Below are 23,333 nucleotides of genomic sequence, written 5' to 3'. Positions count from 1 at the left end.
AGTGGCGGCATGAACAGACAAAATCGGATAAAACGCATGCTCACACAGCCAGAATCAATAGAACATATCCAGCTGCTTTTCATCCCCGCGGGTGCGGGGAACACGCCTTCGGTTTCGTGAACTGTCTGTTCATGTACGGTTCATCCCCGCGGGTGCGGGGAACACTGCCCATTTCTTAGCCCGGTATTCATATCGGGCGGTTCATCCCCGCGGGTGCGGGGAACACCCAAGGCCAAGCATGCTGAGTTGCTTGAGATCCGGTTCATCCCCGCGGGTGCGGGGAACACCCTATGTTTCTGTTGCCTACTCGGACACTTACCGGTTCATCCCCGCGGGTGCGGGGAACACTGGGTATCGGTTAGGTTTGAGTTATTGGGTATCGGTTCATCCCCGCGGGTGCGGGGAACACCCCCTCCCACCCCTATATGAAAAGTGGGGTTGCGGTTCATCCCCGCGGGTGCGGGGAACACGTTTCTTTTGTGCTTGTAAGGGATCTATATACGGGTTCATCCCCGCGGGTGCGGGGAACACAACCGGGTCAGGGCGCCCCATATTGGGGGCGACGGTTCATCCCCGCGGGTGCGGGGAACACGTTGGGCCTTATGGCAGGGATTACCGGTAAGGCGGTTCATCCCCGCGGGTGCGGGGAACACGCCGCTGGAAATACCCAATGCCATCCCCACTCCGGTTCATCCCCGCGGGTGCGGGGAACACCTGGGCCCGGTTGAAGTAGCGCAGGTCACTCTCGGTTCATCCCCGCGGGTGCGGGGAACACTTGGTGTTCGTCGGTTCGTTACGCTTCAGGCGCGGTTCATCCCCGCGGGTGCGGGGAACACCGCTACCATAGCAACCGCGTCGAATGTCGAATCGGTTCATCCCCGCGGGTGCGGGGAACACGACCGTTCCACAGGCTTACCCTGCTGCGGCCCCGGTTCATCCCCGCGGGTGCGGGGAACACCGGCGCACGGCGCACGTAAGCACAAAGCAATCCGGTTCATCCCCGCGGGTGCGGGGAACACGTACCTACAGGAGAGATACACAGTGACACCTACGGTTCATCCCCGCGGGTGCGGGGAACACAACACTGGATTGGCATGGCTCGGCTTCTGGATCGGTTCATCCCCGCGGGTGCGGGGAACACGCCTCGCCGGCTTCTGCCGCAGAGCGTACCTTCGGTTCATCCCCGCGGGTGCGGGGAACACGACCAGTTCCGGAGCCAGCATGGTGACGCGATCGGTTCATCCCCGCGGGTGCGGGGAACACGATCTTCTCTTCTGGCGTCCCGACCGGGTGGCCGGTTCATCCCCGCGGGTGCGGGGAACACCGGCTACTTGTAGTAACTGGGATACAACCTACCGGTTCATCCCCGCGGGTGCGGGGAACACCAGCTGATCATAGCGAACGAGGGGAAACGTGGCGGTTCATCCCCGCGGGTGCGGGGAACACTTCGTTTCCACCTCGGAGCACCACTTGACCGCCGGTTCATCCCCGCGGGTGCGGGGAACACTTCGCCAGGCGCCAGATCGGCAAGCACTACGACGGTTCATCCCCGCGGGTGCGGGGAACACTCCCTTCTCTTCGTCCCGCAGACTCATACCCTGCGGTTCATCCCCGCGGGTGCGGGGAACACCTTCGGGGCGGCACTCATCGCCATGAAAGATGCGGTTCATCCCCGCGGGTGCGGGGAACACCCAACAGTTGTACTTTGGTCCCCGATGACCGACGGTTCATCCCCGCGGGTGCGGGGAACACCCCGGACATTGCATTTTAAAATATTCCCATTTCGGTTCATCCCCGCGGGTGCGGGGAACACCCGGACACGTAGGTGACGGCATCGGTGTCATCCGGTTCATCCCCGCGGGTGCGGGGAACACCACGGGCCAGCATGCCATATACAGCGGTCAGGTGGTTCATCCCCGCGGGTGCGGGGAACACCCGCAATAACCATCCGGTCATGCCGCGACCCGCGGTTCATCCCCGCGGGTGCGGGGAACACCTGGACGACGTGCATGCAGTTCATAAACCGGAAGGTTCATCCCCGCGGGTGCGGGGAACACGCCCAGATATATATGGCGGTACTCGTCTTCGTCGGTTCATCCCCGCGGGTGCGGGGAACACCGTGGTCATCTCCCGCCCTCGGTCAGAGGGTCCGGTTCATCCCCGCGGGTGCGGGGAACACGAACTGTTCTCGCAGCGGCTTGCTGCTGGTGTCCGGTTCATCCCCGCGGGTGCGGGGAACACTTCGGCGTCGAGATTGTGCTATTTGGCTGAACCGGTTCATCCCCGCGGGTGCGGGGAACACTTAGAGCGGAACTAATAGATGCTGCTAAGCGGCGGTTCATCCCCGCGGGTGCGGGGAACACGTATTTTGACCTTGGAATCTGGTACGAATTGACGGTTCATCCCCGCGGGTGCGGGGAACACCTCTCGATGGTGGCGGTGTTCTGGCTGGTCGGCGGTTCATCCCCGCGGGTGCGGGGAACACCCCACACGGCCATCCACCCGATCGATGGCGGCCGGTTCATCCCCGCGGGTGCGGGGAACACTTCAGCGCATCCAGGATGGCCTGGATCTGGTCCGGTTCATCCCCGCGGGTGCGGGGAACACCGCACCGAACTACGCTGGCTGGAAGAGCAGGGCGGTTCATCCCCGCGGGTGCGGGGAACACTTCCAGGCGCGCCATACCTCGATCGGGCTCTGCGGTTCATCCCCGCGGGTGCGGGGAACACCGTTCGCCGTACAGGCCATCGGCGCCATCAAACGGTTCATCCCTGCGGGTGCGGGGAACACCAGGGCGGCCAGCCAGTCGCCGCGCTCATAGTGCGGTTCATCCCCGCGGGTGCGGGGAACACGGTTAACCATCCGGTCATGGCGCGACCCGCTCACGGTTCATCCCCGCGGGTGCGGGGAACACGATGCTGATCATTATTGACATTACGCGCCCCGCGGTTCATCCCCGCGGGTGCGGGGAACACCACCACGAGCTGCTGAACAACCTGCCAGTAGTCGGTTCATCCCCGCGGGTGCGGGGAACACGCGGTGAGCGCCACGGCCATGCTACCGAGGAGCGGTTCATCCCCGCGGGTGCGGGGAACACCGGTTCTCCCGGTGACGCCGCAAGATGTCGACCGGTTCATCCCCGCGGGTGCGGGGAACACTAAAATCCGTCATATTTCTGGTATTCGTCAATGCGGTTCATCCCCGCGGGTGCGGGGAACACGCGGGTCACCGGCAACCGCTGCGGTGAGTCCGGCGGTTCATCCCCGCGGGTGCGGGGAACACCGCATCTGCTCGGAAAGTTCCGCGAATTCATCCGGTTCATCCCCGCGGGTGCGGGGAACACGCGAAAGCCTCGGCGACGCTATCCACTGAATCCGGTTCATCCCCGCGGGTGCGGGGAACACCCGGGTATAACCAATCAGGATTTTTTCTCGAACGGTTCATCCCCGCGGGTGCGGGGAACACTCCAAGAGCTGGGACGCGGCGGGGTTCGCGATCGGTTCATCCCCGCGGGTGCGGGGAACACAGACGTTCGTTGAATATGAATATGAAAAGCGACGGTTCATCCCCGCGGGTGCGGGGAACACTGCGACGGTAAGTGGCTGCTGCCGGGAGTAGACGGTTCATCCCCGCGGGTGCGGGGAACACCCGGTCGTGGTCCGGAATCAGAAAGTTTCGGTCGGTTCATCCCCGCGGGTGCGGGGAACACCTGATCGCCAGGGACATCGTGAACGATCGCAGCGGTTCATCCCCGCGGGTGCGGGGAACACGACCGGAGCCGCCGCCAAGCCGGCTCTACTGGCCGGTTCATCCCCGCGGGTGCGGGGAACACTATCACGCTACTCTTTCGTCTCCCCAGATGACCGGTTCATCCCCGCGGGTGCGGGGAACACTCGATGGCTGGGTGCGCCGCGGCTGCCCGGTACGGTTCATCCCCGCGGGTGCGGGGAACACGCGGTCGGCGATCAAGTCTATGGCGCGATTCCCGGTTCATCCCCGCGGGTGCGGGGAACACGGCATCCACAACGGCAGCCGCCAGGGCGAAGTCGGTTCATCCCCGCGGGTGCGGGGAACACCTGATTGATGAGCTATCGACCCCTCGCCGGGACGGTTCATCCCCGCGGGTGCGGGGAACACTCCCCGGCAATCCGCTCCTCGTTATCCCCTCGCGGTTCATCCCCGCGGGTGCGGGGAACACATGAACGAGCACATACAAAAAGCCATTGATGCCGGTTCATCCCCGCGGGTGCGGGGAACACTTCTCGGTACGCGCCTTCGGGGCGATGAATGCCGGTTCATCCCCGCGGGTGCGGGGAACACTGGCGATTCCGTGGATTATCGGGTTGACCCTGCGGTTCATCCCCGCGGGTGCGGGGAACACCTTTTCAGATCGAAAAGTGGGTTCGTATTTAACGGTTCATCCCCGCGGGTGCGGGGAACACGTGGACACCGCCCGAAACGCCACGCCATACCGCGGTTCATCCCCGCGGGTGCGGGGAACACATCCGCCTGCACGCTGGAGTAGAAAGCGAACACGGTTCATCCCCGCGGGTGCGGGGAACACCTCGACCGTCCGCTGAGCGATTCCGAGGGTAGCGGTTCATCCCCGCGGGTGCGGGGAACACCTACTCATTTCCAGCAAGCCGGGGCCAAACGTCGGTTCATCCCCGCGGGTGCGGGGAACACACGAGTCTCGAACTGATTAGCCAAACGAACCACGGTTCATCCCCGCGGGTGCGGGGAACACTCCAGTGTTTTCAGGATTCGTAACTCCTTAAACGGTTCATCCCCGCGGGTGCGGGGAACACGTCATGCCGTCGCCATAAATCGCCTGGCCGACCGGTTCATCCCCGCGGGTGCGGGGAACACGGAATCCCTATCTGGTAGCACGTCGATCCACTCGGTTCATCCCCGCGGGTGCGGGGAACACCGCACCGGCCGCAGATCATTTGATCCCCATACCGGTTCATCCCCGCGGGTGCGGGGAACACAGGTACGCGCCGTCGAGGTTCGCGCCGTCGAGCGGTTCATCCCCGCGGGTGCGGGGAACACTCCAGAGCGTGCCCGCCTTTCAGCCGCACGATCGGTTCATCCCCGCGGGTGCGGGGAACACGATCTCGGCATCATTCGCCGGAGGCGTCGGACCGGTTCATCCCCGCGGGTGCGGGGAACACGAGGGGCCAGAATCGCCGGTTTCCGGTCTGGTCGGTTCATCCCCGCGGGTGCGGGGAACACCCCGTCGAAGTTGTCGAGCTGACTGGTATCCCGGTTCATCCCCGCGGGTGCGGGGAACACGAACGCGGGCACTTCTTGCCGCTGTCTACGCCCGGTTCATCCCCGCGGGTGCGGGGAACACGTGGCATTGTAGGCGTAAGCATGGATCAACAGCGGTTCATCCCCGCGGGTGCGGGGAACACCACGTACCATCAAATAGCCTGCACCCACAAGTGCGGTTCATCCCCGCGGGTGCGGGGAACACCGCGCCTTGGTATCCCGGTTTAGGTCCCTAAACGGTTCATCCCCGCGGGTGCGGGGAACACCTATATTTCGATTTGTCGCTCATTGTCTAACTCGGTTCATCCCCGCGGGTGCGGGGAACACGGCGCGGGCGACATCGCCCACCACGCTACGAACGGTTCATCCCCGCGGGTGCGGGGAACACTTCAGCGGGCTGGGTAACATTCTCACCGGTAACGGTTCATCCCCGCGGGTGCGGGGAACACCATTCGTCCCTCCAAGGTTAATAAGCACGGGCCGGTTCATCCCCGCGGGTGCGGGGAACACTCGTCCAGCGTGTTCCGGGCACTGGCCGATAACGGTTCATCCCCGCGGGTGCGGGGAACACCTGGTGCGCATCGGCGGCGGCCAGGATCAGGCCGGTTCATCCCCGCGGGTGCGGGGAACACATATCCCCGACGATGTGCGACTCTCGGATGGCCGGTTCATCCCCGCGGGTGCGGGGAACACATCTCGGTGTCCTGGCCGCTGCGCATCGCGTCCGGTTCATCCCCGCGGGTGCGGGGAACACAAGCTGAAGACAGTCACCCAGCAGACGATAGACGGTTCATCCCCGCGGGTGCGGGGAACACCGGCACCAGGTATCAGGTCGGCCAGCATCTTGCGGTTCATCCCCGCGGGTGCGGGGAACACCTGGCTTTAGTAATCAGTCTGGTTATCTCGCCCGGTTCATCCCCGCGGGTGCGGGGAACACAATGCCGCCGTCCGTGGCAGCGGTTCATCAGCCGGTTCATCCCCGCGGGTGCGGGGAACACATTGATATTAGAGCAAGCGCGAGAATTAGTGACGGTTCATCCCCGCGGGTGCGGGGAACACGCTAGAATACCGGCCTAACCCGGTCGCCTCGCCGGTTCATCCCCGCGGGTGCGGGGAACACCCAGGTAATCGGTGCGGTTAGAGTAGCCATTTCGGTTCATCCCCGCGGGTGCGGGGAACACTTCTTTGCCACATAAGCAATATTTTCAGGCACCGGTTCATCCCCGCGGGTGCGGGGAACACATGGTTGCTGACTTGCTTGGCCCAAATGAAGACGGTTCATCCCCGCGGGTGCGGGGAACACGTATGAAAATCGCTTGGTTTTCTTGGATATAACGGTTCATCCCCGCGGGTGCGGGGAACACATTAAAAACCGGAATAACATTTTCCCCCGTGTCGGTTCATCCCCGCGGGTGCGGGGAACACTAATTCAAAACTGGAGAAATATCATGAAATTCCGGTTCATCCCCGCGGGTGCGGGGAACACGTCTTGTAACTCAGATACAAGGCCATCGAAGTCGGTTCATCCCCGCGGGTGCGGGGAACACCGAGTGCCGCGTACATATGCAGGGGAAAATGGCGGTTCATCCCCGCGGGTGCGGGGAACACTTTAGCAGGGTACTCAATATTGGCACTATCATCGGTTCATCCCCGCGGGTGCGGGGAACACCTTCTGCGCGCATATCTGCTGTTGCATTCGCGCGGTTCATCCCCGCGGGTGCGGGGAACACCATGATGTGCTGAGGATATGTGTGCTCAAATCCGGTTCATCCCCGCGGGTGCGGGGAACACGCTGAGCAAGTAAAGCAGTAGCAGCCGAAAACCCGGTTCATCCCCGCGGGTGCGGGGAACACTGTTGTAATAACGAAGCACGCCTCCAGAATAGCGGTTCATCCCCGCGGGTGCGGGGAACACAGCTTGGCATGAAGAAAGATATGCCAACTCCACGGTTCATCCCCGCGGGTGCGGGGAACACTTCGGATATCATGCACCTTTTCCCCTCCCTGTCGGTTCATCCCCGCGGGTGCGGGGAACACTCGTCCAGCGTGTTCCGGGCACTGGCCGATAACGGTTCATCCCCGCGGGTGCGGGGAACACGGCGTTGGCAATCGTGGCGGGGGAGCGATAGACGGTTCATCCCCGCGGGTGCGGGGAACACCAACCGCAACCCTGACCAAGTTGATGCCCAAACGGTTCATCCCCGCGGGTGCGGGGAACACCTACCCGGCGTGGATTACCAGTGCCGGTGCGGCGGTTCATCCCCGCGGGTGCGGGGAACACCGGTCCACACATGGCCGTTGATGGCGATCTCCACGGTTCATCCCCGCGGGTGCGGGGAACACAAGCTGAAGACAGTCACCCAGCAGACGATAGACGGTTCATCCCCGCGGGTGCGGGGAACACTCAGGCCACAGACCTGGGGCAAGAGTCACAGACGGTTCATCCCCGCGGGTGCGGGGAACACAACTCGCGCCGCCGCCAAAAAATGAAACCGCCTGGTTCATCCCCGCGGGTGCGGGGAACACACTTCCTGTAACTTATTGATTAACCGATGGAAATCGAACCGATAAAATTCCACCGATTTTCCGGACACATTTTGAAGGTTTTTTCCATATTGTTAAAGAGCACTGAAATCCTCCTGTTCAGGGATTTCAGGTAGGAAGGATACGAGTTTGAAGCCATCAACTTCCTTAGGGATTCGGCGGTTCGCGCCCAGTGTTTTGAAGTCAAATCCGGATTCATTTTTCTCACGCCAAGCGATCACCGCGTTGCCCTCATCGATACCGGCCTCAACTTGCTCCCAGATCATATTGCGGACTTTTACCGAATAGTCACCTACATAGACGCCTGCGCGGATCTCCAGCAGCCACACAGCCAGTCGGCCGCGAAGTCTGGGTGGTGCATTCTCAGTTACGATGACCATCATTACCCAGGCCCTCTTTGTTGGGAATGGCGGGCTGAACTGCTTCCGGTGCGGGTTTTGGCAGTTCTTCACCAGCCGCTGCGAGTACGTTGTTGATCAGGGGGATTATTTTGTCCAGTAATTTGCTTTCACGGAAGATGTCGCGACAGGCGAGGCGAACCTGTCTCTCGGGGTTACTCGTTACTTTGGCCGCGATTTTGAAGGCCACCGGGACAACCGTTTCGAATTTGACAATATCTGCAATATCATAAACAAACGAGAGCGGTTTTCCGGTGTGGACGAATCCGATAGCAGGTGCGTAACCGGCCGCCAGGACAGCCGCCTCCGTCACGCCGTAAAGACAGGCAGTGGCGGCAGAGAGGCATCGATTGGGTATGTCGGCGCTTTCCCACTCTTGCTGGTCGTAGCGGCGCCCTTTCCAGGGCACGCCATATCGCTTGGCCAGCAGTTCATAGGTTTTCTTGACTCGAGCCCCTTCAATGCCGCGTAGTTGTTCTACACTTCGGCGGCTGGGTGGCTCCTCACCGAAACGGAGTTCGTACATCTTACGCACTACCTTGAGCCGCAGTTGTTCGTCCAGGGCCAGCTTGGCTTGGTAAAGCAGTTTGTCGGAGCGGGCACCGCCGGGTTGCCCCGCGGAATAGAGGCGTACACCGCCTTCGCCGACCCATACGAGCAGAGTTCCAACCTTGGCCGCCAGTGCAGCCGCCCGGTGTGATAAACGGACACCAGGTTCCAGCAGCAGGCAGGCGGTGCCGCCGACGGGGATATGGGTGCGTATGCCCTCTTTGTCGATCATTACAAAGGCGCTGTCACGTACATCGACATGACAACGCTCAACGAAGAGAATGGAGTTGCGCTCCTTGATGGGGATAGGACCGAGGTCGGGTAGCATTAGTAGTGGTACCTGAGTTGGGCGATCAAGAGGCTGTCGTCGGAAATCTTGTAGACGATGCGGTGCTCCTCGTCGATACGCCGTGACCAGTACCCGGAAAGGCCGTGGCGCTGCGGCTCAGGCTTGCCGATTCCGGAAAAAGGTTCCCGCATGATGGCTTGTATCAGCTGGTGGATACGCTTTACGACCCGTTTGTCACGGCTATGCCAGTAGAGGTAATCCTCCCAAGCGTGCTCGGAGAAAACCAGATTCATCGGTTACATCCCTGTAAACTCAATTTATTTCTCCGCCAACTCTCGCAAGGTGCCGCCCCCACTCTCCAACTCGGCGATGGACTCGAGCAGGCGGCGGGCATTCTTCGGACTGCGGAGCAGGTAGGCCGTTTCCTCCAGAGCCTGGTAGTCATCCAGCGAGATCATGACCACCGACCCGGCGCCCTTACGGGTGATAATAACCGGGGCGTGGTCTTCGCAGACCTGCTCCATGGTGCCCGCCAGGTTGGCGCGGGCGGTGCTGTAGGGGATGGCGTCCATCGTAGTACTCTCAAAAGCAATATGTACATCTAATTGTACAGTACATCCCTTGCGCTGCAATGCCCGTCAGGGACTTGACTGCTGGGAGCCCATGGGTTTACCCACCCAACTTGTTATAGGCAAGCTCAATGAATGGCTTCACCGCTTCGAGCTCCGATTCCGTGGTGATACTGAACTCCGTATCGCCAGTGCCGTAGTGCCCAATCTGGGTGACATCCCGGTAGCCTGTAGGCGGATCGACCACATCCCCTGCCCGTAGCTTGAGAAAGAGTTTAATCCCCTTGCTTTGTGGCTCAACACAGACGAGGTTCTGCGTAGTCTTGTAAGCAATGTAGAATTTTTTAGGCACTTCCTCGATGGCCTCATCCAAGTCGAGGATCATCTCTCTTGCGCCTTGGAGAAGCGATTGCACCTGTACAGTCTTGCCTTCTAAGTGCTCTTCGACGGAATAGCTTGCGGTGGCTCTTACCTGTGCTGCTTTTTTGCCAGCCTCCACCATGACCGGATTCTTTCCCACTTCAGTCATGGTAGTCTGCACCTTGTTGGCCTGAAAGACCTCCTCGAGGTGCAAGACACCTTTTTTGAACAACTGATACCTCCACAGCTCGATATTGGCGCCCATCACCTGGACCGCGTGCAGATCGTACTTTTTATAGCCCGGCGCCAGACAGATGACCCGCACATCGCTCCAGTCAACCACTACATCGTCCCCTAGCCTCTTTCTGGCAGCGATCTCGAAATCGCCCCGGTGATCACGGATCCAGTGCAGATAGAAGAGGCTTTGGTTGATAAGCTCGGAAGATTCCACTTTTTTGTACTCGATGATTACGGGATTGTTGTCCTCGGAGAGCGCCAGGGTATCGATACGCCCCGAATGCAACAGACCAGTGGAAAACTCGCTGGCGACGAAGCGACAATTGAATACCACACCCAGATTTCTCTCTACCAGCCCCTGCAACTCTTTTTCCAGGGCGAAATTGGTCTTTTCCACCGGGACAAGCGAGCCGTTGCTATTCTCAAATAGTGGCACTTGAGTTATTCCTCCACATCTAGGCTATCGACTACGGACGGAACTTCATATACGCCGCACCATCAGCATGCCACAGCCCATGCCCTTCGCAGGACCGATACCGGAAAAGAGCATGTCTTCAAATGCCTGTTTGTCGGTCACGGTCAGTACCCCGCCAAAGTCGAGAGTGCTGAAACTGATCGGATTATTGCCATTACGCTTTACACTTTTGTGTTGTTCATAACCGTCGACAGTCACCAACCCCTCTTCAAACCGGAATCCATGGTTGGAGGCGCGCTGTTCGAGCCAAGCGAGCCCGGCATCACGAATAAGCTCCTGTAGTGCGGGGCGCTCTGCTTTGGGCAAAGTCTTAAAACCAATCTGGCGCTTTCTGTCCATCACCACATCATGACGCACACGCTTGCCGCTATCGGTTTTGCGGGTAACCACCGGGTTCACCCGAAGGCTGAAAGCCAGTCTCAACCCTTCACCGATCTTTGGCGCATAAGGTTTGGTCTCAATGGCCCAGAGGCCGCCGTTGTCGCTGGGCTCTCGGGCGGAGACAGCGTAGTAGCGCGGCCAATTACCGGCGTCCTCCCGACGATAGAGAAAGTCGCGCTCATCCACCCCCTGGAACAGCTGCCAGATAAATTGATGGTGGCGGTAGTCATCTGCCGACATCTTTTTCAACAGTTGCGCAATACCCGCTCCCGAGCGATTGAGTTCGATTCGGCTGAAGTACATCAGAGCTCCCTCCCTGTTACGGCTTTGCGTTGTTCGCTACGGTAATACTCATCCCGTTCACCGAATTGCCAGCGCTTGCGACTGGTCGGCTCGTCCCGGCGGGGCCTAACATGCATGGGCGCCATGCCCACATTCGTGCCGTCCTCCCATACGAAGATCCGTTCCCCCGATTGCGGCAGCCAGGCCAGCACCTGCACATCGGCAAAATCGGCCTCGTCGAATGCCTCGCGCAGGTCAGCGGCCTGGATGATCTGCGGCGCCAGGGGCAGGGTCGGCGGGCATGATTTGCGACCCAGGTAGAGAGTGAAACGAGGTCTCTGCAAAGCCTCCTGCAACCGAATGAGCGTATCCTGATCACCGGCTTTCTTGGCCCATACCGCGACAAGGTAGTAGGCATCGCTGCGATAGTCTCGCTGTGAGAGCAGGGTATTGATCGTCTCGCTGTTGAGTTCATCACGCCGCGTCAAGTAGCGAACACCACGGCGTTCCGGTGGTACCTGTATGGTGTGGTAGTCCCGCAGCAGCTCTCCGCTCCTTTCGACACAGACGGCCACCCCACAGGCGTCGGTCAGCTCACGCAGGCGCTGCTCCTCATCACGACGGATGCCCATGGCCGCCGACAGCAGACCGATGATCGCTGAGCGACCGGGCCACGTCGCCGTGGGCCGTACCTCGCCGACAGCGGTCTCCCCCCATGATGCCAAAGGGCCATAGAGACGAAACAATAGATAGTCACTCATGGCCTCACTCCGTAATGCCGTCGATGATCTCGTTCAGGCTTCCCTCACCGGAAGCAAGGCTCATCACATAGCGTCTGTCTGCACACTCGCCGTAGGCTTTATCCATCGTCGATACGCTCTTTTCCAGCGCCGTGATCGACTCAGCCAGCATATCGGCACTGTTTACCGGTTTGAGGAACGCCACCGACAATGATCGGGGCTGCTGATTACCCTTCTCGGCGAGGATATATGAAGCTCGCGCACGAGAAGCGAAGCTGTTCTGCTTACCGCTGGGTGCCACGGTTGCCGCCGTCTCGGTCAGGGCGGCCAAGGTCTTGTTGGCCAGCAAACCGTCACCGCCCAGGTTTTTCTTCAGCAGCTCACGGTCGACACAGATGTATTGGTAGAAAAGTCCGGCGGCGAACTCCGTCTCACCCATATGTCCGGCACCAACGTCCTCCTCACCGGTGTTGAGATCATCCACAGCGGTAAAAAAGTCATCCTCGACTGTTACCTTGTGCACACTGATGGCGTGGGCCACCTGTGCAGCGGCGTCGGTGTTAAAGTAGGGATTGCTGGCAAGCATTCGGCCGAACAGAGCTATATCCGCTGCGCTGTGCTGCTTTTTTAACAGAGCAAGCTCATCCTTGTCCGGTCCGCTGTCGCGCCCAGCCAGTACTTTGCACAGTTTGTTGATCGCCTCGCGTTCTTCCGGACTGAAGTGGGCGAGTTGCTCGATATCCAGCATGTGCAGCAGATCATCGTTCTTTTTGTCCTCTTTCTTGATCTTGCCGAACACCCCGGCGATATCGCCTGCCCACGCCTTGGCGTTCTTCTCCGTGACGCCGCTGTCGATGAGTATTTTATATACCTGCCTTCCCATCTCCTTGGTGCGGATGCCGACATGGCCGTCAAGCGCCTGCTGAAAGAGATCGGAGGTGCGCCAGGCGCGCTTTAGGCTTTGGGAGGAGATACGCAGACGCTGCGCACCGCCCATGATGGCGGTCTTGGGCCGCCCCAGATCATCGCGGTTGAGATTGGCCGGCGGATATGAAGTAAGAAGATGGAGTTGTACAAAACGGGTCATGACTTGCTCCTTGTGTCGATAGAATACTGTTTGGTCAGTCCACTACTTTCGGGAAGTAGGCCATGGCCCAGCGCTTGCGCACCGTATCCCCCCAATAGAAAATTGTGTTGGCCAGATCGAAGAGGTTGGCCTTTTTGTCCAGTTGGCGGATCACGCGTATCATCGCCGGATATAGATCGGTCAGCGGCTCCTTGAGCAGACGGCGAAATCGCAGGGAGCTGAACAGGGGCCGTCCCCCTTTCGACTCAGCCATTCTCTCTGCCAGCGGTTTGTTGTCTCTGCCCGTGACATGGGCAAGCAACCCGGCGATAGCGGCGAGGCGATAGAGATCACCCTCACATAACTCCTCCCCACTCTTCTCGGCCAGAGGCTGAAGGCGGTTTAGCAGGCGGTGAAAGGTCGGCTCGAGCATGACCTCCTCTGGATTCTTGCAACGGCGTAGCTGGGCTCGGCCTCCGCTATCGCGCTGTAGCGCCTCCCACCAGGCGGCGAGGATTTCACCCGCTGCCTTATCACTCTTGAACTCAAGTTTCATCGGCTGTCTCCTTCACTTTTTTCTTTTCCTTCTTCGGTTTTGGCAGGTCGAGAATTTCATAGAGTTTGTTGCCGCGCAGCTTCTTCAGTAGGCTGGTATGGGCTCGTGCGATGCGCGCTAGCTCCCCCACATCCAGCGCGCCGCTCTCCGCCCGCTCGCCAAACAGCCGCTCAGCCTCACGACGCAGTCGCTGCAGCCAGCGCTCGCGTAAGGACACTTCTTCACCGCCGTGCAACGCCGCCTCATGACTATCTCGCAGCAGGCTGTAGAATTCGGCCTCGGTGCGATCGAAAAACTCCTGCCGCAAAAAGGTGGTATCCCCCCTGGCGTCGCCAGGACGTTTGAACCACGCCTCCTTTACTGCCCCCTGGACGTAGTAGGCGGTCTGTGTCGCCGCCCCGATGAGGTTATCCACCTGCCGGATGAAACGCTCACGCCCCTCCCCCTCGGGCAGGAGGTAAAGCGGCACCGTGGTTTCATACCACGCCCTCGCCTTCATATTATCCATGTCGTAACCGAAGGCCCACGTACGTAGCTGGACATCCTTCAGCGCGTTGCGCTCCCTACTAAAATACGCAACCACCTGCGCGGGCTTTCTTCCATTGCCAGGCACAACCCAACTGCTCCACTGGCGGTAACTGAAGCCGCCCGGCTGGGCATGGCTCGGCATCGGCATCCCGCTCTTCTCGTCGATATAGTGAGGGCTGAGCGGATGCTCCCAGGCGCTACTGTAATTGACCCCGTAGTTCTTCGTCACGTAGCGGGTAACTAGCGGCACATCCGGCGTGGCACAGATATCGCACACCCCCTTCCGCAAGTCGTCCAGCTCCAGCCGGATTCGCCGCGGCATCCCCCAGTACATCTGCAGGGGGTGGGCATCATCCGGCAGGGTCTCGATACCATCCTTTTCACTAGTGCGGGTGGGCGCTAGCCAGGGAAAGATGGCTGCCGACCGGGCCAGGCTGCGGTTGCCAGTAAGCTGCTCAACCTGTGCCTGGGGCAGGACGTTGAGCCAGAGGTCACGCCACAGGGTCGCCTCTAGTTGCTCCCCCTTTGGGTCGAGTACCACGAGGGTGGTCAGTGGCCCGCCTCCGCGTAGTGAAGTGCGGTGACCCACGCCACCGCTCGGTGCATTGGTCTGCAGGGTAAGGAGCGCCGCAGTCGCACAGGCGGGGCAGATCCCGTTGATACCGCCACGCTTGATAAAGTGGTCGGTGTTGTTGCGCAGGGCATTGGCACCTGGTATCTCGATAAACAGGGCAGCGATCGGTTTGGGCTCGTCACTCAACGGCGTGTAGTCCTGCAGGAACCTCGGTCCTTCACCGCCGAGTTCGAAGCTCTCGGCATGGGGCATGAACAGGGTTTTCAGCGTCTCCGGTGCTGGCGGCTCCTCCAGCCAGTGGTTCCAATCAATCCCCTTGTCCGGCTCCGGGGCCGCAGCGGTTTGCAGCAGGCCGATGAGAAACTGTGCTAGCGCTCCTTTGAAGTCTGCCCGGGCAGCATCCAGGGCGATGATTGGATTGCTGTCGTGCCCATCTGTAATGGCCCATGGTGCGATCAGCTCCCGGGCACCGCTTTTGCGCCGCACGGGAATCCATGGGTCAGTGATTAAATTTATATAACTCATTGTTATTTCCCTTCTTTTTCTGTTTTCCTTGAAAGCTCCATCTCTAAACTGAACCACTGTTTCAGCTTCAGGGTGATCTTCACCACAATCGACATCACAGGCTCTCCTCCCATCACGATGGAGAAGATACTAGGGCAAGATTCATAAACTTGCAAGTTAAGTGTAGAAAATTTAAAAAAACAAATGTTATCCTATGTGTTGTTCCCAAATTTTTTGGGTTGAACCGTTAAGAGTAGGTAATGAGAGTTCGTTCCCCGCTAAGCGGGGATTTGTGAGTGTGGGGTCAATCCCCACACTCATCCCCCACCAACAACCCTTCCTTTTCGCTGTAGCGCACGGCTACTGCCTCTCCCCGTTTGTTGACTGCAACGCCTTCCAGCTTTTCGTCCAGCGCCAGCAACACGCCCCACTTCCCCTTGGCGGGGAGCTGTTCCACCGTTCGCTTCCACTCTTTTTCCGAAATCCCAGCAGGCCTGTTCGCGCTGGCGATGCGGGAGGTGAGCACTGAAACCGATGAAAGGTGCCAAGGAAAATCACCCGGACCGCGCAGTGGTACGATGGATTCACCATCGATACGACCGAGGTAAACAGTGGTGCTGTCGCCGAGACGGGTGGGTGCCCGCTCCTCCGCCCACCAGCGCCCCCCGGCGGTCTCGCCGTAGTGCAGGTTGACCTTAAGAGCGTTGTAGTCGGCCAGGCTCCCCTCGCTGCTCTGCACCCCCTCGGACTCGATGTAGCTCTCCTCCAGGCCCGGCGGCAGCTCCACGTCACCATAGACTCCCTCGATCAACACCCGCGCATCATCGGGCATGGTGAATGCCCCCTTGTTGCACAACAGCCGCAGCCCCAGCCAGAGCTGGGCGTGGTTGTCATAGACGTAGGCCGCCTTGGAAAGGAAGTTGGCAAACCACTCCCTGTCAGGCTCATCCACCGCTTCTGGGGCGAAGAGGTAAATGACAGGCCTGTCGCGCTGGTCCTTGCCCTTGATACGACGACCAGTGCGGTCGCGGCTGTGGCGATGCAGGCGCCCGGCGCGCTGGATAATGAGATCGATCGGCGCCAGATCGCTGATCATCCCGTCGAAATCGATATCGAGGGACTGCTCCACCACCGGGGTGGCAATGAGGATCTGTCCCTTGCGCTCGGCCCCGTCCCCCTTCGTGCCGAACCGGTTGACCACCCTCTTTTCGATGGTCAGGCGGTCGCCCATGGCAAAGCGGGCATGAAAAAGGTCGATATCCCAATCGGGGTGAAGCACCTTGATCTCACGCCACGCTTCACGGGCATCGTGGACGGTATTGCGGATCCAGCAGAGACACTTTCCCTGCGACACCGCCTCCTGCATCAACGCCTCAGCCTGCTCGAAGGTATTGATGCGACTCACGCCGACAGTACGACAAACCTCTTTGCGCGAGTCCAACACACTCTCGCTTTTGTCCAGGGGGGTTGCGCAGGTCAACAGCGGGTAATCCTTGTCGCCGACTTTCTCTATCTTCTTCGCGGCCTTCCCTATCCCCGTATAGTAGGCGTTAAGGAGTTTCTGCCGCTGGCCGTGCGGCAGGGTGGCGGAGAGGAGGATGGTGCTGCCGCCGGAGGCGGCGTGGAAGGTGATGAGGGCACAGAGCAGGCGGAAGAGATAGGCCTCGTAGGCGTGGACCTCATCGATAATCAGTACCTTGCCGAGTAGGCCGAAGAGGCGCAGCGACTGGTGACGGGAGGGGAGCACCCCGAGAACCGCCTGATCCACCGTTCCCACCCCGACCTCGGCCAGCAGCGATTTCTTCGGGCTGTCTGCCAGCCAGGCGGCACAGTGGAACTCCGCCGGTTCAGTGCCGTCACCATAGTTCCCTGCATGGGCCTCGGGCACCTTCCCGATGGCGTCCCGGAACCCTTCGTGCAAGCGCCGCGCTCCGTGCGCCAGCACCAGGGACGGTTTTGTCTCATCGGCATAGAGTCCCCGATAGACCGCGCTCATACGATCGAACATGGCATTGGCGGTGGCCATGGTCGGCAGGGCGAAGTAGACCCCTTGCTGCACCTGCTCCGCCATCAGTCGGTGTACAAGGATCAAGGCCGCCTCGGTCTTGCCCGCCCCGGTGACATCCTCCAACAGATAGAGGCCCGCACCCGCCTCCAGCGGCATTTGCAGGCAGTGCGCCTGGAGCGGAGTTGGCTCCCTGAAGTCACCACCAAAAAGCGTGGGAAGTTCTCGACGCTCCGCCGTCTCGGCAGGCACCATGCCCGCGTCAACCACAGCCTGCTCCGCCTGGCGCAACGCCTGTTGCCAATACTCATCCAGCGCCATCTCGTCACTGACCGGCGGGAAAAATGCCTGATTTGACCCCAGCCAGTCGCACAGCACCGCCAGACCGGCCAGCCACCAGGAGGCGGCGCTCACCCGATCCGGTAAAGGAAGCACCACCTCGCCCACCTTACACAGGTCGTGCCACTGCTCGAAAAAGGCCTTAACTGCTTCCTGCGTTGTAACCGGGAAGTAGTCGGCCGGGACGGCACGCACCGAACTATCGTCGTGGCTCACCGGCTTGCCGTGGTGGCCGAGTACAGTATGCAGCCAGTAATCGGCAGCGGTATCGAAGGAGGGACGGCGTCCGCCTTGTACCTCCAGCACGCCACGCTCGACACAGTAGGGCCGCAGATAGGTGCGCCACAGCAGCTCACCCAGTATGTCGTGCCGTACATAGGGTAGCTCCGCCTTCTCTCCCTGCAGAGCCTGGAACAGTTCTGGATTGAGCGCCTGAAAGTGACGGGCGAACTTGCCGATGTCGTGCAGGCCGAGGAAGAAGACCACCAGGACGATGAGGGCCTCCTCGTCAAGGCCAAGCAACTGCGCCAACCGCTGGCGAACATGCACATTGCGGCGGAGAAAGACCTCGCCCACCGCCGCCACATCCAGGCAATGGTACGGCAGCAGGTGATATCCGCCTTCTTCGGCGGTCTTGCCCCAGTACCGGTAATACAGTGGTTTTACCTGCTCCATGCTGCGCATTTCCCTTTTAGCTTTCTATGTAGATTTCCATCTGGATCCGCCGCCACGGGTTAGCCCCCGGTGACAATGCACTGATCCTGGCCTTGACCGGTTGGCCCCGGTCGAGCATCGCGCCGACGGCGTGGTTTTCCGCCCGCGGCACATAGCCTAACTGCGCGCCTTGCCAGTAAACGGCGACGGCCTTGCGGTCGTAGCGGTTTTCGGGTTCGCGCTTCAGCTCCAGCGGCATGCCGGCCTGCAGCTGCGGCCATACCTCTTCGCCCCGATGGTATTGGAGTCCGGCAACCGGTGACCGCTGCACAGGGATGGGCCTGATCTCTTTCGCCTGCAGCCTTGTGGCGACCGGCAGACCGGCCAAGCCGATGAGGGCTTTGAGAAATATACGTCGTAACATGGTTTGCTCCCTCCTGGATTATTCGCTTCGCTTGGCCTTCGGGCTGACTCTCAGTCGGTTAAGGCGCTTTGCGCTTTTTCCGACCTTCGCCGGATGTTGCCTTGGGTCTTCCGACTCTAGCGGATGAGAGACTCATATAATGAGCCTGATCGATTCGCCGAGAGGACTCGGCTCGATAACCGATTCATATATCGATCCTGCGACCGTCCGGCTCACGTCTTTTTGTAGTGGCGCAACGCCTGGCGCAGTCGTTCCTCCACCATGGCACTGAGCGCCACCGGCGCCACCACCTCCACATCCGGGCCATATTTGAGGATATCCATCAGCAGCTCCGTGGGATTGGCATAGGGAACGTGTAGTTCATAGCATTCGCCAAGCCACTTTCCGATCTGCTTGGGATGCCACTGTTCGTCGGCGACCCAACGGGACATGCGCGGCGAAAAACGTAGCACCGCCCAGTCGTTCGGCTCGTCGGCGAAGATACCGAAGCCTGCATTGAGGTGGCGTTTGAGCGCCTCTTCATCGATCTGGCGTTGCGGAATGGCCTGGATATGGGCATCCGTGATCCGGTCCAGCGAGAAGGTGCGCAGTGCATCCGCTGATTCACACCAGGCGATGGCATACCAGTTATCGCGGTAGTGGAGCAGACGATAGGGGTGGATCCGTCGCCGGGTCCGTTCCCCCTTCCCCCTGCCGTGGTAGTCGATATCGAGCACATTGCCATCCAGCACGGCACCGGCGACAGTGCCGAAACAGTGGCTTTCCAGACCGCGACTGCCCATCGGCTGCAGCACGATGCGGGAGGTGACAGTGTCGCTGGTATGGCCGCTCTTCTCCAGCAGGGCGCGGATGCGGGTCTTCAACGGGCCGATGTGAGGGCCGAGGAACCCCGGCTGTACGCTCTCCAGCAACTGCTCGCTGGCAAGGAGGGCGTAGAGTTCGCTTTTATTGAACCAGAGTCCCGGAAGCTCGAATTCGCCTTGGTTGGTATCGTAGTGGTAGGCATTGTCGTGCCGGTCGTAGATCAGCGGGGCTCCGAGTTGATCGCGCAGCAGGTCCAGGTCGCGTTTGATGGTCGCCCTGGAGACCTCGAGACGCTCCATCATCCGCTGCAGCGAGAGGCGGCGTTCCTTTTTTAGCAGCTGGTGTAACTGGAATATTCGGCTGGTGACGCCCACGGTCGATCCCTGATTTATTGTTGTTATCTCTGGCGGCTGCCGTATTAAGCGAGCCACCTCGCTGACCTGCGGAAATAACCTCGTAAAGTGCTGAGGAATTCGATTCATTTACCTGGCGACCACAATACACACGAACACTGTGCCTGTTCAAGACTTCGACCGCCCTCGTTAACTGATTCCGGCTCCACGATGGGCTTGCGGCAGAGACAGGGGTTCAGAAAAGGCCAGGGGGGATCACAGTGGCATTCCCACGCCACCCTTTTTTACAACTCAAGTTTCGGAGTTCATTTCACAAAGCCCGAATCGCTGAATTCCATCCTTAGGTCCGTAAACGGTACATCCCTGTACCACTTCTCGTAGGGAGGATAAGCATCAGCGCATCCACAATGAATCGGATGGCGGTGGATGCGCAAGCTTATCCACCCTACAAGTACTGCGAACTCCGAAACTTGATTTACAATTGCGATTGCGTTGGAGCTATCCTTTCTGTCTGCGGCTTTGGTGATCCCGAGGGGGCTTGTTGGTGAAAACCACTATCTCTTGTTGATACGATCTGAAGATATACTGCGGTCATGTCCTCACGGACGCCGGGTGTATTATGGGTCGGCCGGTGGGGCTTGTGCACACATAACTAGAAAAGCGTGCGGCAGTTGAGGAGGAGGTGTGATGATGCGACTTATGCAACGGCTCGGTCTGGGCCTGGTGTTCTCTCTGGTGATGCTGGCGGCCCAGGGCGGCACTCCGCGCGATCCCGGCCGGTACTTTTTCGACCAGACGCTGGGGGATTTCAGCGAGGAGCTGGAGACGGCCCGGCAGGACGGCAAAAAGGCCATTCTGATCATGTTCGAGATGGATGAGTGCCCCTTCTGTCATCGCATGAAGCAGACGGTGCTCAATCAGCCGGAGATCCAGGATTATTTCAAACAGCACTTCCTGGTGCTGAGTGTCGATATCGAGGGCGATGTCGAGATCACCGACTTCAAGGGCCATCTGACCACAGAGAAGGATTTTGCCTTCAAGGGCAACCGGGTCCGCGCGACTCCGGTGTTCGCCTTCTTCGATCTCAACGGCGATCCGATCAAGGGTGCCCGCTACACCGGGGCCACCAACGGCCCGGAGGAGTTTCAGTGGTTTGGCGAATACGTGGTCGATGAGGTGTTCCGGGAGATGAGTTTTACCCGCTATAAGCGCGCCAGACAACAAGCCAACTGAACGCTGCCGGAGCGCATAAATGAAGCATAAACCGATGCTCAAGCGACTGCTGCCTCTGGTGATGTTTCCAGTGGCGCTGCTGGCGCCCGCCCTGGCCGCCGAGGAGGCCAGGCTCCCGGAACCCCTGACCCTGGAGTACGCCCTGTCGCTGGCCGATGAGTCCCACCCGGCGCTGACCCTGCAGCAGGCGCGGGTGGATGAGCGCCGGGCCATGCGGGATCTGACCGAGGCGGAGGGCGGCTGGAACGTCGGGCTCACGGGCTCGCTGCGCGCGGTACACCCCTCCCACCGTGCCGTGGAGGGCACCAACAACGACAGCAGCCTGCGCCTGAAGATGCGCAAGCGGCTGTACGATTTTGGTCACAGCGAGGCGGCGCAACAGGCCTCCGCTGCCGCGCTGGAGGGCAGCGAGTGGTCCTATCTGGAGGCGCGCCAGCAGCGCCGTCTGTCCATCATGCGCGACTATTTCGACGTGCTGCTGGCCGACCTGCAGTACATCCGTGACAACGAAGCGATGACCATGGGTTATCTGCACTGGGACAAGGCTCGGCAACGTCAAGAGCAGGGTCAGCTTTCCGATATCGAGGTGCTGGAGCTGGAGAGCCTGTTTCAGCAGCGGCGCACGGAGTGGCAGCGCAGCCGCAATCAACAGCGTGCCAGCCGCCTGAAGCTGGCCATCAGCCTGAATCGTCCCGAACAACTCTCCGGCACCCTGGCCGCGCCGCCGTTAGCGCTTGAGCGGGGGCTGCCCGAGGTGGCCCCGTTGACCGAGGAGGCGCTGAACAACAACCCGCGCCTGCGCACCCTGCGCCGCCAGGTGGAGGCGGCCCAGGCCGAGGTACGGGCGGCGCGCTCCTACTATGGCCCCACCATCCATGGCGAGGTGGAGGCGGCGGCGTACAACCGGGTCACCAGTACCCGCGACCCGCTGGCGGCGGCGCTGGTGATCGAGGTGCCGCTGTTCAGCAGCGGTTACGACGCCGCGCTGGCCAAACAGATTGCGCGGCTGCAACAGCAGCAGGCGCTGCTCGCCAGCGGTGAGCTGGAACTACGCCAGGCGGTGCTGGATCTCTGGCTGGAGATCCAGGTCCTGCGGGACAAGCAGAAGGAGATGGCGGCGTTGGGCGCCTACCGCGATCTCTACATCGACCGCAGCCGTGCCCTCTATGAGCTGGAGGTGAAGTCGGACCTGGGAGATGCGCAGGCGCAGATATCCGACTATCAATTGCAGCAGGCCATGGCCGACTACGAGTTGGCCATGGCCTGGGCCAATCTCGATGCCCTGCGCGGGACACTTATAGAACACGAGGCAAGGGCTGTGGAGGAACAACAATAATGAAGCGGATACTGCTAGTGCTGGCGACGCTGCTGATGCATACGGCGGCGGCTGAAGAGCTGAGCGCCACCCTGGACTGGAGTCAGCGGGTCGGCCTGGGGCTGACCGTCTCGGGGGTGATCGCCGACGTTGCCGTCAGGCCCGGCCAGCGGGTGGAAAAAGGTCAACTGCTGGTGGCCCTGGACGACAGCCATCTGCGGGCGCGGATTGTCCGGGCCGAGGCCGAACTCGAAGAGGCGCGGCAGAACCGGGACGAGGGGGCGCGGGAGCTGGAGCGCTCCACCGAGCTGTATGACCGCACGGTGCTGTCGGATCATGACCTGCAGCTGGCCCAGATCGGCGAGGCACGCGCCAAGGCGACCTGGCACAAGGCCCGGGCGGATCTGGCCGAGGCGCGTATCCTGCTGCGGCAGAGCCGTATCGAGGCGCCCTTTTCCGGGCTGGTGATCAGCGTGACCGCCCAGCCGGGTCAGGCGGTGATCAATGGCCTGCGTGCCGAGACCCTGATCGAGCTGGCGCGGGACGACCGGCTGGTCGCCCGCGCGGCCATCGGTGCCGAATTGGCTGCGCGCCTGGAGAGCGGTGCCGGGGCCAGCGTGGAAGTGAGCGGGCAGCGGCTCGAGGCGCGGATAGACCGGGTCGGACTGGAGCCAGTGGAGACGGCCGGCAACGGGGCGCCGCTGTATGAACTGCGCGTGATGTTCGGTCGTCCCGAGGGGCTGCCGGCGCGGACCGGCCTGCCGCTGGTGATCCATACCCTGGAGTAGGGGCAAGGGTTGTACAGCATTATGCCGCGTCCGCAGTTGCCGGATTACGCCTTTGGCGAACGTGGCCAACAAAGCTCCGGATCGATGGGTTAC

At 60.7% G+C, this 23,333-nt stretch carries 16 protein-coding genes and 1 CRISPR repeat array; of the genes, 3 read left to right on the top strand and 13 right to left on the bottom strand.

The annotated features are described in order from the left end of the window. Positions 1 to 75: 75 nt before the first annotated feature. Positions 76 to 7,799: direct repeats of the CRISPR family, unit length 29 nt; unit sequence CGGTTCATCCCCGCGGGTGCGGGGAACAC. A gap of 92 nt (positions 7,800 to 7,891) precedes the next feature. The 13 genes from cas2e to O9K64_RS21830 form a co-directional block, all read right to left on the bottom strand. Continuing rightward, positions 7,892 to 8,200, bottom strand: a complete 309-nt coding sequence (cas2e, locus tag O9K64_RS21890; RefSeq protein WP_275100252.1) for a type I-E CRISPR-associated endoribonuclease Cas2e — start codon at positions 8,198 to 8,200, stop codon at positions 7,892 to 7,894. Further along, positions 8,181 to 9,092, bottom strand: a complete 912-nt coding sequence (gene cas1e / locus O9K64_RS21885) for a type I-E CRISPR-associated endonuclease Cas1e (protein WP_275100251.1) — start codon at positions 9,090 to 9,092, stop codon at positions 8,181 to 8,183. Before cas1e ends, cas2e begins: the two co-directional genes overlap by 20 nt. Beyond that, the gene (locus O9K64_RS21880) at positions 9,092 to 9,346 is read right to left on the bottom strand and encodes a Txe/YoeB family addiction module toxin (protein ID WP_275100250.1); all 255 of its coding nucleotides are present in this window, start codon (positions 9,344 to 9,346) and stop codon (positions 9,092 to 9,094) included. Before O9K64_RS21880 ends, cas1e begins: the two co-directional genes overlap by 1 nt. 24 nt (positions 9,347 to 9,370) lie before the next feature. Then, positions 9,371 to 9,625 (bottom strand): type II toxin-antitoxin system Phd/YefM family antitoxin, encoded by a 255-nt coding sequence (locus tag O9K64_RS21875; protein ID WP_275100249.1) that lies wholly within the window; start codon positions 9,623 to 9,625, stop codon positions 9,371 to 9,373. A gap of 97 nt (positions 9,626 to 9,722) precedes the next feature. After that, positions 9,723 to 10,655 carry a DUF5655 domain-containing protein gene (locus O9K64_RS21870; protein ID WP_275100248.1) on the bottom strand — a complete coding sequence of 311 codons (933 nt, stop codon included), beginning with the start codon at positions 10,653 to 10,655 and terminating at the stop codon, positions 9,723 to 9,725. A 45-nt stretch (positions 10,656 to 10,700) separates the two neighbouring features. Beyond that, positions 10,701 to 11,378, bottom strand: a complete 678-nt coding sequence (gene cas6e / locus O9K64_RS21865; protein ID WP_275100247.1) for a type I-E CRISPR-associated protein Cas6/Cse3/CasE — start codon at positions 11,376 to 11,378, stop codon at positions 10,701 to 10,703. Beyond that, positions 11,378 to 12,118 carry a type I-E CRISPR-associated protein Cas5/CasD gene (gene cas5e, locus O9K64_RS21860; RefSeq protein WP_275100246.1) on the bottom strand — a complete coding sequence of 247 codons (741 nt, stop codon included), beginning with the start codon at positions 12,116 to 12,118 and terminating at the stop codon, positions 11,378 to 11,380. Before cas5e ends, cas6e begins: the two co-directional genes overlap by 1 nt. A 4-nt stretch (positions 12,119 to 12,122) precedes the next feature. Then, entirely contained in the window at positions 12,123 to 13,184 is a 1,062-nt protein-coding gene (gene cas7e / locus O9K64_RS21855) for a type I-E CRISPR-associated protein Cas7/Cse4/CasC (protein WP_275100245.1), read from the bottom strand. A 34-nt stretch (positions 13,185 to 13,218) separates the two neighbouring features. Next, a complete protein-coding gene (gene casB, locus O9K64_RS21850) occupies positions 13,219 to 13,719 on the bottom strand; it encodes a type I-E CRISPR-associated protein Cse2/CasB (RefSeq protein WP_275100244.1) in 501 nt (166 codons plus the stop codon). Next, positions 13,709 to 15,346, bottom strand: coding sequence for a type I-E CRISPR-associated protein Cse1/CasA (casA, locus tag O9K64_RS21845; RefSeq protein WP_275100243.1), 1,638 nt, complete (start codon positions 15,344 to 15,346; stop codon positions 13,709 to 13,711). The genes casB and casA overlap by 11 nt, the downstream gene beginning before the upstream one ends. A 283-nt stretch (positions 15,347 to 15,629) precedes the next feature. After that, the gene (gene cas3, locus O9K64_RS21840) at positions 15,630 to 18,344 is read right to left on the bottom strand and encodes a CRISPR-associated helicase Cas3' (RefSeq protein WP_275100242.1); all 2,715 of its coding nucleotides are present in this window, start codon (positions 18,342 to 18,344) and stop codon (positions 15,630 to 15,632) included. A 16-nt stretch (positions 18,345 to 18,360) separates the two neighbouring features. Beyond that, entirely contained in the window at positions 18,361 to 18,747 is a 387-nt protein-coding gene (locus O9K64_RS21835; RefSeq protein ID WP_275100241.1) for an HIRAN domain-containing protein, read from the bottom strand. Between the two features lie 212 nt (positions 18,748 to 18,959). Next, the gene (locus O9K64_RS21830) at positions 18,960 to 19,925 is read right to left on the bottom strand and encodes a helix-turn-helix transcriptional regulator (protein WP_275100240.1); all 966 of its coding nucleotides are present in this window, start codon (positions 19,923 to 19,925) and stop codon (positions 18,960 to 18,962) included. A gap of 666 nt (positions 19,926 to 20,591) precedes the next feature. Here O9K64_RS21830 and O9K64_RS21825 point away from each other — a divergent pair. Genes O9K64_RS21825 through O9K64_RS21815 form a run of 3 tightly spaced genes read left to right on the top strand, consistent with a single transcriptional unit; the run spans position 20,592 to position 23,240 of the window. After that, a complete protein-coding gene (locus tag O9K64_RS21825; protein WP_275100239.1) occupies positions 20,592 to 21,137 on the top strand; it encodes a thioredoxin family protein in 546 nt (181 codons plus the stop codon). 19 nt (positions 21,138 to 21,156) lie between these two features. Beyond that, positions 21,157 to 22,473, top strand: coding sequence for a TolC family protein (locus tag O9K64_RS21820; RefSeq protein WP_275100238.1), 1,317 nt, complete (start codon positions 21,157 to 21,159; stop codon positions 22,471 to 22,473). After that, a complete protein-coding gene (locus tag O9K64_RS21815) occupies positions 22,473 to 23,240 on the top strand; it encodes an efflux RND transporter periplasmic adaptor subunit (RefSeq protein ID WP_275100237.1) in 768 nt (255 codons plus the stop codon). The genes O9K64_RS21820 and O9K64_RS21815 overlap by 1 nt, the downstream gene beginning before the upstream one ends. Positions 23,241 to 23,333: the final 93 nt, after the last annotated feature.

Source organism: Sedimenticola hydrogenitrophicus, assembly GCF_029017505.1.
Classification (GTDB): domain Bacteria; phylum Pseudomonadota; class Gammaproteobacteria; order Chromatiales; family Chromatiaceae; genus Sedimenticola; species Sedimenticola hydrogenitrophicus_A.
The sequence above is the reverse complement of the archived record's forward strand: the minus strand, read 5'-3'. Positions and strand labels throughout refer to the sequence as shown.

What these genes read in the sequence shown, in the direction of transcription:
- O9K64_RS21875 (WP_275100249.1), bottom strand. Translation starts at nt 9,625, where the DNA reads ATGGACGCCATCCCCTACAGCACCGCCCGCGCCAACCTGGCGGGCACC.
- O9K64_RS21825 (WP_275100239.1), top strand. Translation starts at nt 20,592, where the DNA reads ATGATGCGACTTATGCAACGGCTCGGTCTGGGCCTGGTGTTCTCTCTG.
- O9K64_RS21815 (WP_275100237.1), top strand. Translation starts at nt 22,473, where the DNA reads ATGAAGCGGATACTGCTAGTGCTGGCGACGCTGCTGATGCATACGGCG.
- cas6e (WP_275100247.1), bottom strand. Translation starts at nt 11,378, where the DNA reads ATGTACTTCAGCCGAATCGAACTCAATCGCTCGGGAGCGGGTATTGCG.
- O9K64_RS21820 (WP_275100238.1), top strand. Translation starts at nt 21,157, where the DNA reads ATGAAGCATAAACCGATGCTCAAGCGACTGCTGCCTCTGGTGATGTTT.
- O9K64_RS21835 (WP_275100241.1), bottom strand. Translation starts at nt 18,747, where the DNA reads ATGTTACGACGTATATTTCTCAAAGCCCTCATCGGCTTGGCCGGTCTG.
- cas7e (WP_275100245.1), bottom strand. Translation starts at nt 13,184, where the DNA reads ATGACCCGTTTTGTACAACTCCATCTTCTTACTTCATATCCGCCGGCC.
- cas2e (WP_275100252.1), bottom strand. Translation starts at nt 8,200, where the DNA reads ATGATGGTCATCGTAACTGAGAATGCACCACCCAGACTTCGCGGCCGA.
- O9K64_RS21880 (WP_275100250.1), bottom strand. Translation starts at nt 9,346, where the DNA reads ATGAATCTGGTTTTCTCCGAGCACGCTTGGGAGGATTACCTCTACTGG.
- cas1e (WP_275100251.1), bottom strand. Translation starts at nt 9,092, where the DNA reads ATGCTACCCGACCTCGGTCCTATCCCCATCAAGGAGCGCAACTCCATT.
- casA (WP_275100243.1), bottom strand. Translation starts at nt 15,346, where the DNA reads ATGAGTTATATAAATTTAATCACTGACCCATGGATTCCCGTGCGGCGC.
- cas5e (WP_275100246.1), bottom strand. Translation starts at nt 12,118, where the DNA reads ATGAGTGACTATCTATTGTTTCGTCTCTATGGCCCTTTGGCATCATGG.
- cas3 (WP_275100242.1), bottom strand. Translation starts at nt 18,344, where the DNA reads ATGGAGCAGGTAAAACCACTGTATTACCGGTACTGGGGCAAGACCGCC.
- casB (WP_275100244.1), bottom strand. Translation starts at nt 13,719, where the DNA reads ATGAAACTTGAGTTCAAGAGTGATAAGGCAGCGGGTGAAATCCTCGCC.